Annotated in this window: 12 protein-coding genes; 6 read left to right on the forward strand and 6 right to left on the reverse strand. The window is 32.7% G+C overall.

From position 1 onward, the window contains the following. The first annotated feature begins 98 nt into the window (after positions 1-98). The 5 genes from L1276_RS24370 (at position 99) to L1276_RS24390 (ending at position 4,615) form a co-directional block, all read left to right on the forward strand. Positions 99-461, forward strand: coding sequence for a DUF1801 domain-containing protein (locus tag L1276_RS24370; RefSeq protein ID WP_253792421.1), 363 nt, complete (start codon positions 99-101; stop codon positions 459-461). Positions 462-599: 138 nt separating this feature from the next. Further along, entirely contained in the window at positions 600-1,424 is an 825-nt protein-coding gene (locus L1276_RS24375; RefSeq protein WP_253792422.1) for a Cof-type HAD-IIB family hydrolase, read from the forward strand. A 212-nt stretch (positions 1,425-1,636) separates the two neighbouring features. Beyond that, a complete protein-coding gene (locus L1276_RS24380; RefSeq protein ID WP_253792423.1) occupies positions 1,637-2,590 on the forward strand; it encodes a phosphoribosylaminoimidazolesuccinocarboxamide synthase in 954 nt (317 codons plus the stop codon). Positions 2,591-2,622: 32 nt separating this feature from the next. After that, on the forward strand, positions 2,623-3,774 hold the full coding sequence (locus L1276_RS24385) for a glycoside hydrolase family 26 protein (RefSeq protein ID WP_253792424.1): 1,152 nt from the start codon (positions 2,623-2,625) through the stop codon (positions 3,772-3,774). 457 nt (positions 3,775-4,231) lie between these two features. Further along, on the forward strand, positions 4,232-4,615 hold the full coding sequence (locus L1276_RS24390) for an ankyrin repeat domain-containing protein (protein WP_253792425.1): 384 nt from the start codon (positions 4,232-4,234) through the stop codon (positions 4,613-4,615). Between the two features lie 178 nt (positions 4,616-4,793). On the opposite strand, the gene L1276_RS24395 is transcribed toward L1276_RS24390, so the two are convergent. The 6 genes from L1276_RS24395 to L1276_RS24420 form a co-directional block, all read right to left on the reverse strand. Next, entirely contained in the window at positions 4,794-7,892 is a 3,099-nt protein-coding gene (locus L1276_RS24395; RefSeq protein ID WP_253792426.1) for an efflux RND transporter permease subunit, read from the reverse strand. A 3-nt stretch (positions 7,893-7,895) separates the two neighbouring features. After that, positions 7,896-8,981 (reverse strand): efflux RND transporter periplasmic adaptor subunit, encoded by a 1,086-nt coding sequence (locus L1276_RS24400; RefSeq protein WP_253792427.1) that lies wholly within the window; start codon positions 8,979-8,981, stop codon positions 7,896-7,898. Positions 8,982-8,993: 12 nt separating this feature from the next. Beyond that, positions 8,994-10,241 (reverse strand): TolC family protein, encoded by a 1,248-nt coding sequence (locus tag L1276_RS24405; RefSeq protein ID WP_253792429.1) that lies wholly within the window; start codon positions 10,239-10,241, stop codon positions 8,994-8,996. Between the two features lie 88 nt (positions 10,242-10,329). Further along, the gene (locus tag L1276_RS24410; protein ID WP_253792431.1) at positions 10,330-11,691 is read right to left on the reverse strand and encodes a HAMP domain-containing sensor histidine kinase; all 1,362 of its coding nucleotides are present in this window, start codon (positions 11,689-11,691) and stop codon (positions 10,330-10,332) included. Then, entirely contained in the window at positions 11,688-12,368 is a 681-nt protein-coding gene (locus L1276_RS24415) for a response regulator transcription factor (RefSeq protein ID WP_253792432.1), read from the reverse strand. Before L1276_RS24415 ends, L1276_RS24410 begins: the two co-directional genes overlap by 4 nt. Positions 12,369-12,429: 61 nt before the next feature. Beyond that, positions 12,430-13,518 (reverse strand): M42 family metallopeptidase, encoded by a 1,089-nt coding sequence (locus tag L1276_RS24420; RefSeq protein WP_253792434.1) that lies wholly within the window; start codon positions 13,516-13,518, stop codon positions 12,430-12,432. Positions 13,519-13,599: 81 nt separating this feature from the next. Here L1276_RS24420 and L1276_RS24425 point away from each other — a divergent pair, with 81 nt between their 5' ends. Further along, positions 13,600-14,283, forward strand: a complete 684-nt coding sequence (locus L1276_RS24425; RefSeq protein ID WP_253792436.1) for a DUF4294 domain-containing protein — start codon at positions 13,600-13,602, stop codon at positions 14,281-14,283. The last annotated feature ends 650 nt before the right edge of the window (positions 14,284-14,933 follow it).

Here is a 14,933-nt window from a genome sequence, read left to right on the forward strand (position 1 = left end):
ATCTTTTAATCTGTGGCAAAATAAATAAAGCTATAAAATATTCGTTTTATTCATGTTATTTAGAACTGAGTAAAACGAATATTTTTTTATATTAAAAAATGAAACAACTAGATGATTTCTACCTAAACCAAGAAGAACCCATAAAAGGAACATTTCTGGCATTAAAAGATATTATCTTAAAACAAGACAAAGACATTACACATGTTTTAAAATACGGAATGCCATTTTTCTGTTATAAAGGAAAAATGTTCTGCTATTTATGGATTCACAAAAAACTGAAACAACCTTACATTGGAGTTGTGGAAGGAAAATATTTTGAAGAATCTTTTTTGATTCAGGAAAAACGTTCGAGGATGAAAATCATGATGTTTGATGTAGATAAAGATCTTCCTTTGGAACAAATTGAATTCGTAATCCAGAAAGCAGTAAATCTATACAAATCAGGAATAATAAAAATATAAATTGTCTAAATCGCAATGTTTAACCAAATAGTTAAATAAATAATAAACTTATCTCAATAATGTCTTTACGGACTTGTAATCTTTGCTCAACTGGGCTTAAAGCTGTAAATTTGCTTATCATAAATATTTGATATTAATATGACAAAGCTTAAAAATATAAAAGTTGTAGTAAGTGATTTAGATGGAACTTTACTCAACCCTCAACACCGAATTTCAGATTACACAAAATCAATTTTCCAGGAACTTCACAATCAGAATTATCTTTTAGTTGTAGCAACAGGCCGTCATCATCTTGATGCTATGGCTATTATTGAAACACTTGAAGTTCCGGTATATTTAGTGAGCTCAAACGGAGCGAGAATTCATTCGCCAAACAAAGAAGAACTTTTTGCTTTTAATTTAAATAGTGATGTCGTAAAGGCAGCTTTAAATGTAGAAATAGATCCTGCAATTACTGTGGTTTTATTTAAAGAAAATGTTTGGCAGACCAATAAATGGAACGAAAGATTGAATTCTTTTCAAGCCGAATTAAAATATCGTCCGGAATTAGTAGACTATAAAACACTGGAAGATTTTGGAGCGATCAAAATTTTCTTTTCATGCGATGATCATGAAAAATTAGTAAAATTAAAAGATGCGGTTTTAGCAAATTCTTCAGAACATTTACACCACGCTTTTAGTTTGCCAACGTGTTTGGAGTTTATGGATAAATCTATTGATAAAGCGGTTGCTATTGAACAAGTTTTAGAAAAAGAAGGTTATACATTAGAACAAGCCGTTTCGTTTGGAGATGGTTTTAATGATGTCCAAATGTTATCAGCATCTGGAAAAGGTTTAATTATGGGGAATGCTCCAGCTGTTTTAAAAGAAACTTTGCCTGATTTAGAAGTTATTAAAACAAATGCAGAAGATGGCGTAGCAAGATATATCGCTTCAAAAATATTAGACAAAGAACTGGTTTAGAGTTTTTTTTTTCACAAATTTCACGAATTTCCACGAATCATTTGTTAAAGTAATTAAGCTGATTTAGCAGCTAAAAAATTCGTGGAAATTCGTGTAATTCGTGGCAAACCAAACCCAATTAATAACATTTCTTATTTATCTTTTTCTTAGATGATGTAACTCTCTGAAATAATTTTAAATTTGCATTCATAAAAAACAACACAACTAAGATAATGAGCAATACAATTACAACCACAAATTTTAATTTCCCGAATCAGAAATCAGTTTACCGCGGAAAAGTTAGAGAAGTTTATAACATCAACGACGATCTTTTAGTAATGGTAGCAACTGACAGACTTTCGGCTTTTGATGTGGTTTTACCGAAAGGAATTCCGTATAAAGGACAAATTTTGAATCAGATTGCAACAAAATTTATGGAATTAACTCAGGATATTGTTCCGAATTGGTTAATTGCAACTCCAGATCCAAACGTTGCTGTTGGGCATTTATGTGAGCCTTTTAAAGTAGAAATGGTTATTCGCGGTTATCTTTCAGGACACGCTGCACGCGAATATGCTGCAGGAAGAAAACAAATCTGCGGTGTAGCAATGGCCGAAGGTTTAAAAGAAAATGACAAATTTCCGGAACCAATTATTACACCAACTACAAAAGCAGATAATGGTTCTCATGATGAAGATATTTCTCGTGAAGATATTCTGGAAAAAGGAATCGTTTCTGAAGAAGATTATTTAGTTTTAGAAAAATATACTCGTGCCTTATTTCAAAGAGGAACCGAAATTGCGGCTTCTCGCGGATTAATTTTAGTTGATACTAAATATGAATTCGGAAAAACGAAAGACGGCGTTATTGTTTTAATTGATGAAATTCATACACCAGATTCGTCTCGTTACTTTTATGCCGATGGATATGCTGAAAGACAGGAAAAAGGAGAAGAGCAAAAACAGCTTTCTAAAGAGTTTGTTCGCCGCTGGTTAATCAAAAATGGTTTTCAAGGCCAGGAAGGACAGCAAATTCCAGATATGTCAGATGAATACATCGAATCTGTTTCTGAAAGATATATCGAGTTATATGAAAACATCTTAGGAGAAAAATTTGTAAAAGCTGATATTGACAATATTGATCAACGTATTGAAAAAAACGTATTACAATACCTTGCTTCTAAATAGTAATTTTCGGGTTTAAACTAACTATTTAAACCATGAAAATTTTTAAAAACAAAAATGCCCTGTTATCCTTATGTATGATAGCAGGGCATTTTCTTTTTGCGCAGATTGATAAAAATGCAACAAAAGAAACTAAAAACCTCTACAAGAATTTAAAAATAATTTCAAAAAAACATATTCTGTTTGGTCATCAGCATGCGCTGGAATACGGGCATGGATGGAGTAATGAACCCAATAGATCTGATGTAAAATTGGTTACAGGCTCACATCCTGCAGTTAATGGAATTGATTTTAGTGATTTTTCAGGCCGTTCTGATGAACAAGCTCAAAAAGCAAAAGAAATCCTGAAACAAAATGTAATTGATACTTATGAACGCGGCGGAGTCACAACTGTTTCATGGCATTTTAACAATCCGGCTTCTGATGGTGGTTTTTATTGGAAAGATGGAGTTTCTAAGGCATCTATCGCTCTTATAAAACCCGGAGGTTCTCATCATGAGGAATACAAGAAAATTTTAAAAACTATTGCTGATTTTGCAAATTCTGTTAAAGCGAATGACGGAACACTTTCTCCAATGATTTTCAGGCCTTTTCATGAATTTGACGGCGATTGGTTTTGGTGGGGGAAAAAATATACTTCTCGTGAAGATTTCATAGAAGTATGGCAGTTTACAATTTCATACTTACGGGATACTTTAAAAGTACACAATTTTATTTATGCTTTTTCACCAGATAACCGATTTAATTCGGAATCAGAATATTTAGAGCGCTATCCTGGTGATGATTTTGTCGATTTATTTGGTATGGACGATTATGGTGATTTTGGACGTGATGGGAAATATGACATAGAATCTGGCGTGAAAAGGCTTAAAATCATTTCAGATATTGCCATTAAAAAGAAAAAACTGGCCGCTTTTACAGAGACGGGTTTAGAGTCTATTCCAAATCCGGAATGGTGGACAGAAGTTTTGTTAAAATCCTTAAAAAAGGAAAAGGTAGAATTATGTTATGTTTTAGTTTGGCGTAACGATACAACAAGTCCAACTCATTATTATGCCCCTTTTCCAGGTCAGACTAGTGTTACTGACTTCATTAAATTCTATAACGATTCTTATACTTTGTTTGAAAATGATCTAAATGACATTTATAAAAGGAAATTTAAGCTTAAAAGAGCTTTGCTTCATTAAAAATACATGTTAAAATGATTATACAATAAAACTATCTCGATGTATAATCAGTTTTTTCTTTCATAAATGTTTTTTACTTACAATTTTAATTTTAATGACTAATCTATAAAAACAAGCTTAATTTTTTGATTTTAATGAAAAAAATCTGCCTTTTTTATACATGTTATTGTTGTATAGTTAAAACAATGTAGTTTTCTTGCTAATTTTTTTGAATTTCAATTGTAAAAAAAAATGAAAATTTTAAGATTTACTGTAACATTTCTACTTTTGCTGCGTCTTTTATAAAGAATCAAAATTTAAGAATTGCAATATTTCGAATTCATTAATTAAAAGTTAAGAATTAGTTAAAACAAGGTACTTTGTTATGCAATATACTGCTTTTTGATTTACATTTGTAGAGAATTTAGAACAGTTTATTATTAATCAAATAATTATCAATCAATTAACAACAATCATCATGAAAAAATCAGTAATTTATTTAGGAGCAGCCTTATTGGCATTTGCAAATGTTTCAATTGCATCAAATGGAAATGAAGCCGTAACAAAAAAAGTTGAGTTTGCAGCTTTTCACAAAACGCCTTTAACTGTAGCGGTTGGAAAAGGTGACATCGAAATCGTTAAAAAATTTATCGAATATGGTGCAGATGTGAATCAAAAATCTGAAGACGATATGACACCTTTAATGATTGCTGCTCGTTATAACAGAGTCGAAATCATTAAATTATTAATAGCAAGCGGTGCACGTACTTACGAAAAAAATGAAAAAGGATATACAGCATTAAAATATGCGCAATTATCTAATGCAGCAGAAGCAATTGCTATTTTGAAAGATGCAAAATAAACTTTAAAAGTTTAAAAAGTTTGAGTTAGTATAACGGCCTTCTTTGAGCGGATGGCCGTTTTTTTATGGTTTAATTTTAGAGAATATACTAAATCAAAAAAGCACCATTAAAAATAATGATGCTTTTTCTTTCTAAACCAAATTAATCTAACCAAATTAATTTTATCGTAAAAACCGTTTATTCTATCGGTGCGTGTTTTTTGCGATTAAATATCCAGAACAATATTGGGAAAACCAATAAGGTTAGGATTGTTGCCGTTATCAAACCTCCAATAATTACAATAGCAAGAGGTTTTTGAGACTCAGATCCAATTCCGGTAGAAATTGCAGCCGGCATTAAACCTATTGAAGCCATAAGCGCAGTCATTACTACCGCTCGCGTTCTGGCTTTTACTCCCATAAAAATAGATTCTTCTAATGAGAATTTTGCCTTGAGATTATGATGAAATTCCGATATTAGAATTACACCATTCTGAATACAAATACCCAGTAAGGCAATAAAACCAACTCCGGCAGAAATTCCGAAATTCATTCCTGTTAAGTGTAAAGCAATAATTCCTCCAATTACAGCAAACGGAACATTGGTTAAAACCAATAGTGAATCTTTGAAATTTCCAAATAATATAAATAACAATACAAATATTCCAATTAAACTAATGGGCACAACCTGAGCCAGACGCGCACTCGCACGAACCTGATTTTCAAATTCTCCTGTCCATCCAGTTGTATATCCAGGCGGCATTTTTACTTCAGCAACTTTAGATTGTGCTTCGGCAATGGTACTTCCCAGATCTCGGTCACGAACAGAAAATTTTACTCCAATAAAACGTTTTGTATTGTCTCTGTATATAAATGCAGGACCAGTTATCGTTTTAATATCGCAAATTTCTTTTAACGGAATTTTTGCACCACTAATTGTTGGAACTTTTAATTCAGCCAAATCTTCTTCGTCTTTACGATATTCTTTAGAAAAACGAACTCTCACATCAAATTTCTTTTCATCTTCATATTTTTGAGTTGCTGTCTTTCCTCCAAATGCTAATTCTAAAACCGCCTGTGCATCACTTAAAGTTACACCGTAAGCAGCCATTTTTTCTCGGTCAAGAATTACGCTAATTTCCGGCTGACCAACATTTCTAAGAATTCCAACATCTTTAATGCCTGGAATGTTTTTAATTTTTTCCAAAACCTGATTGGATAATTCGTCTAATTTATCCAAATCGTCACCGTAAATTTTAACCGCGTTTGAAGCTTTAAATCCAGCAACAGATTCTGCCACGTTATCAATTACGGGCTGCGAATAATTATAAGTAATGCCCTGATGAACTTTTAATTTTTGATCCATTTGATTAATCAATTCATCCATGCTGATTTTTCTTTTCCAATCTGCTTTTGGTTTTAAATCAACCTGAAGCTGGATAAATCCAAATCCGTTAGGATCTGTTCCGTCATTGCTTCGGCCTGTCTGCGAAAGCACATTTTTTACTTCAGGAAAACTTTCAAGATCTTTTCTGATCATTGCTGCAGTTTTTACACTTTCTGGCAGCGAAGTACTCATTGGTAATTCTGCCGTAACCCATAAAGCTCCTTCATTTAACTGAGGTAAAAATTCTGTTCCTAAAAAAGATGCTGAGAAAAAAGTTGCAGTGATCACCCCTATAGAAATAACCAAAGATTTTACTTTGTGTTTAAATGTCCAGGCAAAACCTTTACCTACAATTCTGTCCCAAAAGTTTACAAAAGGATTGTTTTTTTCTTTTACGTTTTTATTCAATAAAATATGAGATAAAACCGGAACCAGAGTAAGAGTGAAAAGTAATGCTCCCATTAAGGCAAAACCTAACGTATAGGCTAGGGGAGAAAACATTTTTCCTTCTACTTTCTGGAAAGAAAATATGGGAAGTAAAGCGGTAATGATAATTAATTTAGAAAAGAAAATAGCCTTACCCATTTCTGTTCCTGTTTTCTTAATAATGCTTCCTTTTGCAATTTTGTTATAAGCTGTCATGCCTAATTGATGTGCGCGGTGATCCAATACTACAAATAATCCTTCGACCATTACAACCGCGCCATCAATGATAATACCGAAATCGACTGCACCTAAACTCAGTAAGTTGGCACTCATTCCCATCATCTTTAAACATAAAAAGGCAAACAGTAAAGAAAGCGGAATAACGATCGAAACGGTAAAAGTTGTTCTCCAGTCGGCCATAAATAGGAATACAACACAGGTAACCAGAATAATTCCTTCAAATAAATTGTGCATTACCGTCTCGGTAGTGAAATTCATAAGATTATCACGATCATAAAAGGTTTCGATTTTAATATCTTTTGGAAGGATATTTTCATTTAAATCTTTAATCTTCTCTTTTATTAAAGCCAGAGTTTCCTGAGCATTTTCGCCTTTACGCATTACAACAATTCCTTCAACAGCGTCATCGTTATTTCCAATTCCAGTTTGTCCCACTCTTGGCATCGAACTTTCATAAACTGAAGCTAGATTTTTAACCAAAATAGGATTTCCGCCGGCCTGATCTACAATAATATTTTCAATATCTTTTCTCGATTTTAAGAGACCAACACCACGAACTACAAATGCCTGTCCGTTTTTTTCGATAATATCCCCTCCAACATTTATATTTCCGGCATCTACAGCATTATAAACCTGAAGCGGTGTAATATTGTATTTGGCCAATTTTACCGGATCAACTCCAACTTCATAAGTTTTGGTCTGACCTCCAAAAACGTTCAAATCTGCAACTCCGGGAACGGCACGTAATTGTTTGTCGATAACCCAGTTTTGGTAAGTCAACAATTCACGGCTGTCACGGCTGTCGCTTTTTACAATATATCTAAAAATTTCTCCAGTTGGTCCGTAAGGCGGTTGAACATCTGGTTCAACATCATCTGGAAGTGTAACATTTTTAAGTAAATTATTTACCTGAAAACGAGCAAAAGTATCGTCAACACCATCATCAAAAATAATTTTGATTACAGATAAACCAAACATCGTAATACTCCTAACGCTTGTTTTTTTCTGTACCGAGTTCATCGAAATCTCGATAGGTGTAGTCACAAAACGTTCTACTTCTTCGGCACTTTTACCATTCCATTGTGTAATGATAATAATTTGAGTATTCGTTACATCGGGAAAAGCATCAATTGGCATATTTTTGAAGGAAATAAATCCGGCAACGGCCAATATTCCTACCCAAAAGAAGGTAAATGCTTTATTCTTAAGTGAAAAAGCAATTATATTTCGTATGAATTTGTTCATGTCTTAATCGTTTAAAGCGCGATAAATAAATAATTGATTATTGGTAATGACTTTTTCATTTTCCTTTAAACCGCTAGAAATATAAGTCGTGTCGCCAACAACTCGGTAAACTTCAACTTGTCTGGTTTCAATATTATGACGATCTTTAAAGATCATGACGAAATTTTTACTTTTATCAAAAACAATGGCGTTGCTCGGTATGGCAATCATTGTTTCATTTTCGTTGTATGATAATTTGATATTAGCATTCATATCTGGTTTTAATAGAAATCCCGGATTCTGAAGTTTAATACGCGCTTGCATTGCTTTGGTTTCAGGATCAATTACGTTGAAGATTTTGTCTACTTTTCCTTTAAAAACTTTATCAGGATAACTTAAAGTAGTTACGCTGGCATCAATTCCAAGTTTAATTTTATTAATGTCAATTTCATTAATATTAGCCATTGCCCAAACTTCGCTGATTTCAGCAATGTCAAAAATATTTTCAGAACGATCAGAACGTAAAAGCATATCCTGATTGATACTTTTTTGAATAATGAATCCACTGATTGGCGCTGTTACTTCATAAATAGAACCTGCTTTAATGTTGTAGATTTTATACGTTTCCTGAATTTTACTCAATTGTGACTGCGCTTTGTTCACTTCAGATTTTGCCTGAAGCACATCACTTTCAGAATTTAATTTTCCGTCAAATAATTCCTGGGCTACTTTTAGGTTATTTTTTGCAACTAATAAATCACTTTTGGCATCGATAGACTGCTTTTCGAAATCAGCAACATCAGTACTTTTAATAGTGGCTAAAACTTGACCTTTTTTTACATAATCTCCAAGTTCAACATTTACCTTAACAACGTTTCCGCCTACAAGCGGATAAACATCAATTAATTTATTATTGTCGGCCGTAATTTTTCCGTAAAAACTCAGTTCGTTTTTTACAGTTTGATTTTCTGCGACAGCAGTAGTTGTAGTTTTTAGCATACTGTCGCTTAAAGCGAAAGAAGTATTGGTTTGAGGATTTTCTACTTCCTTTTTACAGCCGGTAAGCGATAAACTTACTATTGCAATTCCTATAATTAGTGTATGTTTCATTATTATTTAGTTTTAAAATAAATCCTTGTTGATGGTTGTATTCAATTCTTCCCCAGATAAAGCTAATTTTTTCTTCAATTCATTTACCTGAATATTAGCCTGATTATAACTTTCCATAAAATCTGTAAATTCTAATAAACTGATATTTCGTTTTTGAAAATTGGTCAGGATTCCATTATAAACAGCTTCAAAATCTGAATTTACAGTGGGTTTAATAACCGCATAGTTTTTACGTGATTCGTCCCATTTATTCCAAGCCGACGTAATTTCGGTTTCTAATTGAAGATTGAAATTTTGCTTTTCGACTTTTGATTGAGCCAAAACTGCCTGAGCATTTTTAATGTTTCCTTTGTTTTTGTTCCAAAGTGGCAGCGGAATCCCAACAGAAACGTTTGCCTCTCTATTAAAAGCTCCGCTTCGCTGATCGTAATTTGCGCCTACAGTAATGTCAGGAACCGAAAGCGATTTTTGCCATTTTACATTCAGTTCATTAGCTTCAATTTCTTTTTGTTTAGCTAAATAATCCGGACGATTAGCAATCGCTTCCTCTTCAAAAGATTTTAAATCAAAAGGAATAATTTTCAAGTATTTATTAAAATCGTCTTTAGAAACATCAGGAATGATTGTTTCAGTTGAGTTTGTTAATAATTTTAGATTCGCCTGCTCTTCTATACTGCTATTGACAACTTCCATACGTTCGTTCTTGAAATTTAGATACAGAGATTGTAAACGCACAACATCTCGTAAAGGAATATTTCCTTTTTGCGCCTGAATAGAGTAGGAGTTGATTAAATCTTCAATATGAACAAGTTGTTTATCAGTAATTTCAAGACTTTTTGTATTGTAATAAACGGTATAAAAACTCTGGCGTAATTGAAGTTTTAATGTTCTTAATAAATCATTAAACTGCAGTTCTGCCAATTGTTCGTTAGTCTTGGCTAAATTAACCTCATTGCGTTTTTTTCCGCCTAAATAGATTAACTGCTCAATACCAAAAACTTTTTGTCCTTGTTTACCAATGTCAAAAAACTTATCTCTTTCAGGATTATAAGCATTTAATTCGGCAGTAATTGTTGGGTTATCCCATATTCTGGCTTGAATGGTCATGGCTTTTGCAGCATCAATATTATAATGAGAGGCGAGCAAAAAAAGATTGTTTTTAAGAAACTGGCTCTCACAATCCTGAAGTGTGACTGTTTTTTGAGCCATAACTACCTGATTAAGCAGAACAAGTAGTAATATTGCATATCGTTTTCTCATTGTATCTATTTTATTTTGTACAAATATGCTATCACCAGACTTTAAGAGTGCTTAAAATCTACCTTAAAATTAGCTTAAAATAAAATATTTAATGAAAGAATAGTTGGAACAAATTTGTGTTTTGTTCTGGAATAGAGTAAGTTATAAAGCTTTTGTGTAGGGTCAAAATGCGATTAACAATGCGTAAACCAAGCCCAAAACCAGATGTGCCTTTAGAATTTTTGCCTCTCATAAAAGGCTGAAAAAGATTCTTTTGTTCGCTTTCGCTTAAAGTTATCCCTGTATTGAAAACAGAAATAACAAGCTGTTCTTCCTGAGTGCTTATTTTTACCAGAGCCTGTTTGTTATCTGAATAAATACAGGCATTTTTTAAAACATTAATTAAAGCGATTTCCAAGAGACTTTTGTTTCCTTTAACTTCTAATGCTGTATCTAAATTTTCGCTTTCTTCAATTTCAAATAAAATGACAAATTCAGGAAAACTTTTCTTTAAATTTTCGATAGCCGAAAATAGAATTTCATCCATTCGATGAACTTCATTATCCTCATTATTTTTATTGTTGTCGATTTTAGACAATATCAATAAGGAACTAATCAATTCTGTTAAATGATTAACGTCAGATAAAATAGTAGTTAAGAAAGTTTTTCCTTTTTCAGATGTTGCAGGATCAGCAATGGTATTTTCTATTTGTGCTGTAATTCTCGAGAGAGGAGTTCTAAGTTCGTGCGAAGCGTGCGCTGTAAATTCTTTTTGTTTTTGATATGAAATCTCGATACGATCCATCATGAAATTAAATTCATTGGCAATCAGATCAATTTCATCCTTGTTGCTTTTTGAAGCAATACGAGTGTCGAGATTGTTCTCGTTGATGTTTTTTATTTTCTGATGAAATAAACCCAGCGGATTCATGGCTTTTTTAACCATAAACGAAGTTAAAACCCAGCAGATACAAGTAAATAAGATGTAAGATATAATAAGAGTATATCTTAAAAAAAGCAGTTTTCTCTTTCCATAATCATCCGTAGCCGAAATTAAAGCATAAAAATCTTTATCCTTTGTATCATAAAAAACGCCATAAACTTCATAATCTCCTTGTTGCTTAAAGAAAGTTTTATGTTTTTTAAGGTATTTTAAATCCTCAACAGACCAGTTTATTTTAGCATCATCAATACTGCTGTAAATAAGTTTAAAATGAGAATCAAAAACCAAAGTCTTTTCGTCATACAATTTATTGATCGAATTTTGATCAATCATTTTCAAAAGCTGATCGTCGACTTCTTTTACATTAACTAAAAGTTTAATGTTCGAAAGTGCTTTAATTTCTAAACGATCCCGAAATTCTTCTTTTCTAAAATTGGAATACAAAACAAAAATCACCGTAGAAGCCAACCCAAAAAGGATTGTAAACAGTAAACTTACTAAAAGTGATATTCTGTTTTTTAAAGTCATTCTTCGCTGTTTAAATAATATCCGTATCCAATTTTAGTTCGGATAAGTTTTATTTCGTGATCTTTATCGATTTTTTTTCTCAAGAAATTTATATAAACTTCAATCGTATTTTGGTTTGTTTCTATATGATAATCCCAAAGTTTTTCCGCAATAAATTGCTTGGATAAAACTTTTCCTTTGGCATGAGCTAAAATTAAAATCAGTTTAAACTCTTTTGGAGTAAGTTTAATTTCTTCACCGGAGCGAAAAACTTTCATTTCTTCTTCCAGAATTTCTAAATCTTCAATGATAATTTTCTTTTCTGTCTGCTGTGGAATTTCTTTTCGTCGCAATAAAGATAAAATTCGGGCGTACAATTCATCAAAATGAAAAGGCTTAACCAAATAATCATCGGCACCATTATCAAAAGAAGCCAGTTTGTCTTCGATTTCGCTAAAAGCAGTCAGCATTATAATAGGAGTTTTTTTGTCAACCTCTCTAATGCTTTTGCAAACATCAATACCATTTGTTCCGGGAACATTTATATCCAAAATAATTAAATCATATTCGTACGGAAAATATTTCTTCAATAATAAAGAGCCATCATAATAAGGTATACACTCGAATTCTTTAGTCGTAAAGAATGCGGAGATTTCTTTTGATAAAGTAAAATCATCTTCGAGCAGTAAAATTTTCATTTGGTATTTGTTTGCAAATTCGGCTGTTTATTAAACAGCCGAATTTATGTTTTTAAAAATATTATTTGAAATAAGAAAAACTCTGATTGTTTTCGATCTTTAATAAAGACTCATAAATCAGCTGAATCACATTTTCAACATCATCTCTATGAACCATTTCTACTGTAGTATGCATATAACGCAAAGGCAATGAAATTAATGCCGATGCTACACCGCCATTGCTGTAAGCGAAAGCATCAGTATCAGTTCCCGTTGCTCTCGACGTTGCATGACGCTGAAATGGAATTTTATTTTCTTCGGCAGTATCTACAATTAAATCGCGAAGTTTATTTTGTATAGCTGGAGAATAAGCAATAACAGGCCCTTTCCCCATTTTTAAATCACCTTCAACCTTTTTATCAATCATTGGAGTAGTGGTATCGTGGCAGACATCGGTTACAATAGCAACGTTAGGTTTAATAGTATGCGCAATCATTTCTGCACCGCGAAGACCAATTTCTTCCTGGACCGAATTTACAATATACAAACCAAAAGGAAGTGTTTTCTTGTTTTCGTGTAATAAACGAGCAACTTCAGCAATCATGAATCCGCCCATTCTGTTATCAATCGCGCGACATACAAATTTGTTTTCGTTCAAGATCATAAACTCATCAGGGTACGTAATCACACAACCTACATGAACACCCATCGCTTCAACCTGTTCTTTAGTTTCGCAGCCCAGATCAATAAAAATATTACTCAGTTTTGGGATCTCTTCTTTATCACGCAAACGAGTATGAATTGCCGGCCATCCAAAAACACCCTTTACAATTCCTTTTTTAGTATGAATATTTACTCTCTTTGAAGGAGCAATCTGGTGATCTGATCCACCATTTCTAATTACATATAATAAACCGTCGTCAGTAATATAATTTACATACCACGAAATTTCATCGGCGTGACCTTCAATAACAACCTTAAAAGGAGCGTCTGGATTAATAACTCCAACAGCAGTACCGTATGTATCCGTAATAAAAGTATCTACATAGGGTTTTAAATAATTCATCCAAAGTTTTTGTCCTTCACTTTCATAACCAGTAGGCGAAGCGTTATTTAGATAGCCTTCCAGAAAAGAAATAGAAGTATCAGTTAAGATAGATTTTGTACTCATAAAAATATTTTTGTGCTAATTTATAAATTTGGTATTAGAGTTGTATATAAATATATAATTTTACATTTAAATTAAGACTCCATGAGATTTACCGGTTCTATTTTATTTTTATTATTGATTTCATACACAAGTGAAGCCCAAGTCACTCCAAAAGAAAATCAGGAAATGGGTTATATTTTAACCGAACAAGATTCAATTCTGAATGATACGATTCAATTACCCGAAATTATTATTTCGAAAGGAGACAAGATGAGTGCAGAAGAACTGAAACAGTTTCAGATTTTGCAGAACAGAGTTTATAAAGTCTATCCGTATGCAAAATTAGCTGCCGATAGATTGACGGCATTAAATACCGGAATGGCAAGATTAAAATCTAATCGGGAAAAAAAGAAGTATTTCAAAATCGTTGAAGACTACCTTAATAATGAATTTGAAGAAAGACTTAAAAAACTCTCCAGAAAGCAAGGGCAGATTCTGGTAAAGCTGGTACATCGTCAAACCGGAAAAACAACCTATGAGTTGATAAAAACTTTAAAGAGTGGTTTTAAAGCCTTTGTATCTAATACAACAGCAAACTTATTTGATATAAGCTTAAAAACCGAATACAAACCTTATGAAGTAAACGAAGATTATTTAATTGAAACGATTCTAGTTCGTGCATTCGAATCTGGACGTTTAATAAATCAGCCTCCCGCTGCCCCGGTAAATTACAACAAACTTATGACGCATTGGGAAGCAAAAGCAAAAGAGCTCAATAAAAAATAGTATACTATTATATATAGGTACAACCCGACAAGTTTTTAAAATCTGTCGGGTTTATTTTTTATACATATATATGTATAACATTATAATTAAATCCACGAACACTATAATATATAGATATGTCCAGATGAACGAAGTTGAATTTTTTTAAGATTTAGAATTTGGTAAGTTTAATAAGGAGCTGTTTCCCGCTATCCGTTCCAATCTTTTTGCGGCGAACCCCGCCACAAAAAGGATTTCCACTACTATCGGGGCTAGGGCATCGGTTTTCAAAGAAAATTTGCGAAGGAAAAGACATTTTTAGAAGAAAAGACAAAGAAAAAACAAGAAACTTAGCGCCTTTGCGGCTCTGCGAGATTAAAAAATACACTGAAAAACCAGACTCTGCGTCTTAGTGACTTCGCGGCAGAGCCGGACAAAGCAGGGCAGAACAGCCCGAAAAGCTGATAAGGATAAAAACATGAAAAAAACTTTGCCCTGTAAAAACCATCAAACCAGTTAGTTGAAAAAAAGATTGAAATTATATAAAAAAAAGGCTTGTAAATGTAAATAAAGGTGGTACTTTTGCACCCGCAACAACGAGAGACGTTCACTGAAATGCTGACAAGAAAAGAGATCAAAACTGAAAAATTTTTTCAGAAAAAAGATTAGAA

It is taken from the genome of Flavobacterium sp. HSC-32F16, from assembly GCF_024171645.1.
Lineage (GTDB): Bacteria > Bacteroidota > Bacteroidia > Flavobacteriales > Flavobacteriaceae > Flavobacterium.

Bases quoted from the DNA above. Each gene is read 5' to 3' on its own strand.
- L1276_RS24405 (WP_253792429.1), bottom strand. From the start codon at position 10,241: ATGAGAAAACGATATGCAATATTACTACTTGTTCTGCTTAATCAGGTA.
- L1276_RS24420 (WP_253792434.1), bottom strand. From the start codon at position 13,518: ATGAGTACAAAATCTATCTTAACTGATACTTCTATTTCTTTTCTGGAA.
- L1276_RS24380 (WP_253792423.1), top strand. From the start codon at position 1,637: ATGAGCAATACAATTACAACCACAAATTTTAATTTCCCGAATCAGAAA.
- L1276_RS24425 (WP_253792436.1), top strand. From the start codon at position 13,600: ATGAGATTTACCGGTTCTATTTTATTTTTATTATTGATTTCATACACA.
- L1276_RS24370 (WP_253792421.1), top strand. From the start codon at position 99: ATGAAACAACTAGATGATTTCTACCTAAACCAAGAAGAACCCATAAAA.
- L1276_RS24400 (WP_253792427.1), bottom strand. From the start codon at position 8,981: ATGAAACATACACTAATTATAGGAATTGCAATAGTAAGTTTATCGCTT.
- L1276_RS24395 (WP_253792426.1), bottom strand. From the start codon at position 7,892: ATGAACAAATTCATACGAAATATAATTGCTTTTTCACTTAAGAATAAA.
- L1276_RS24375 (WP_253792422.1), top strand. From the start codon at position 600: ATGACAAAGCTTAAAAATATAAAAGTTGTAGTAAGTGATTTAGATGGA.
- L1276_RS24415 (WP_253792432.1), bottom strand. From the start codon at position 12,368: ATGAAAATTTTACTGCTCGAAGATGATTTTACTTTATCAAAAGAAATC.
- L1276_RS24410 (WP_253792431.1), bottom strand. From the start codon at position 11,691: ATGACTTTAAAAAACAGAATATCACTTTTAGTAAGTTTACTGTTTACA.
- L1276_RS24390 (WP_253792425.1), top strand. From the start codon at position 4,232: ATGAAAAAATCAGTAATTTATTTAGGAGCAGCCTTATTGGCATTTGCA.
- L1276_RS24385 (WP_253792424.1), top strand. From the start codon at position 2,623: ATGAAAATTTTTAAAAACAAAAATGCCCTGTTATCCTTATGTATGATA.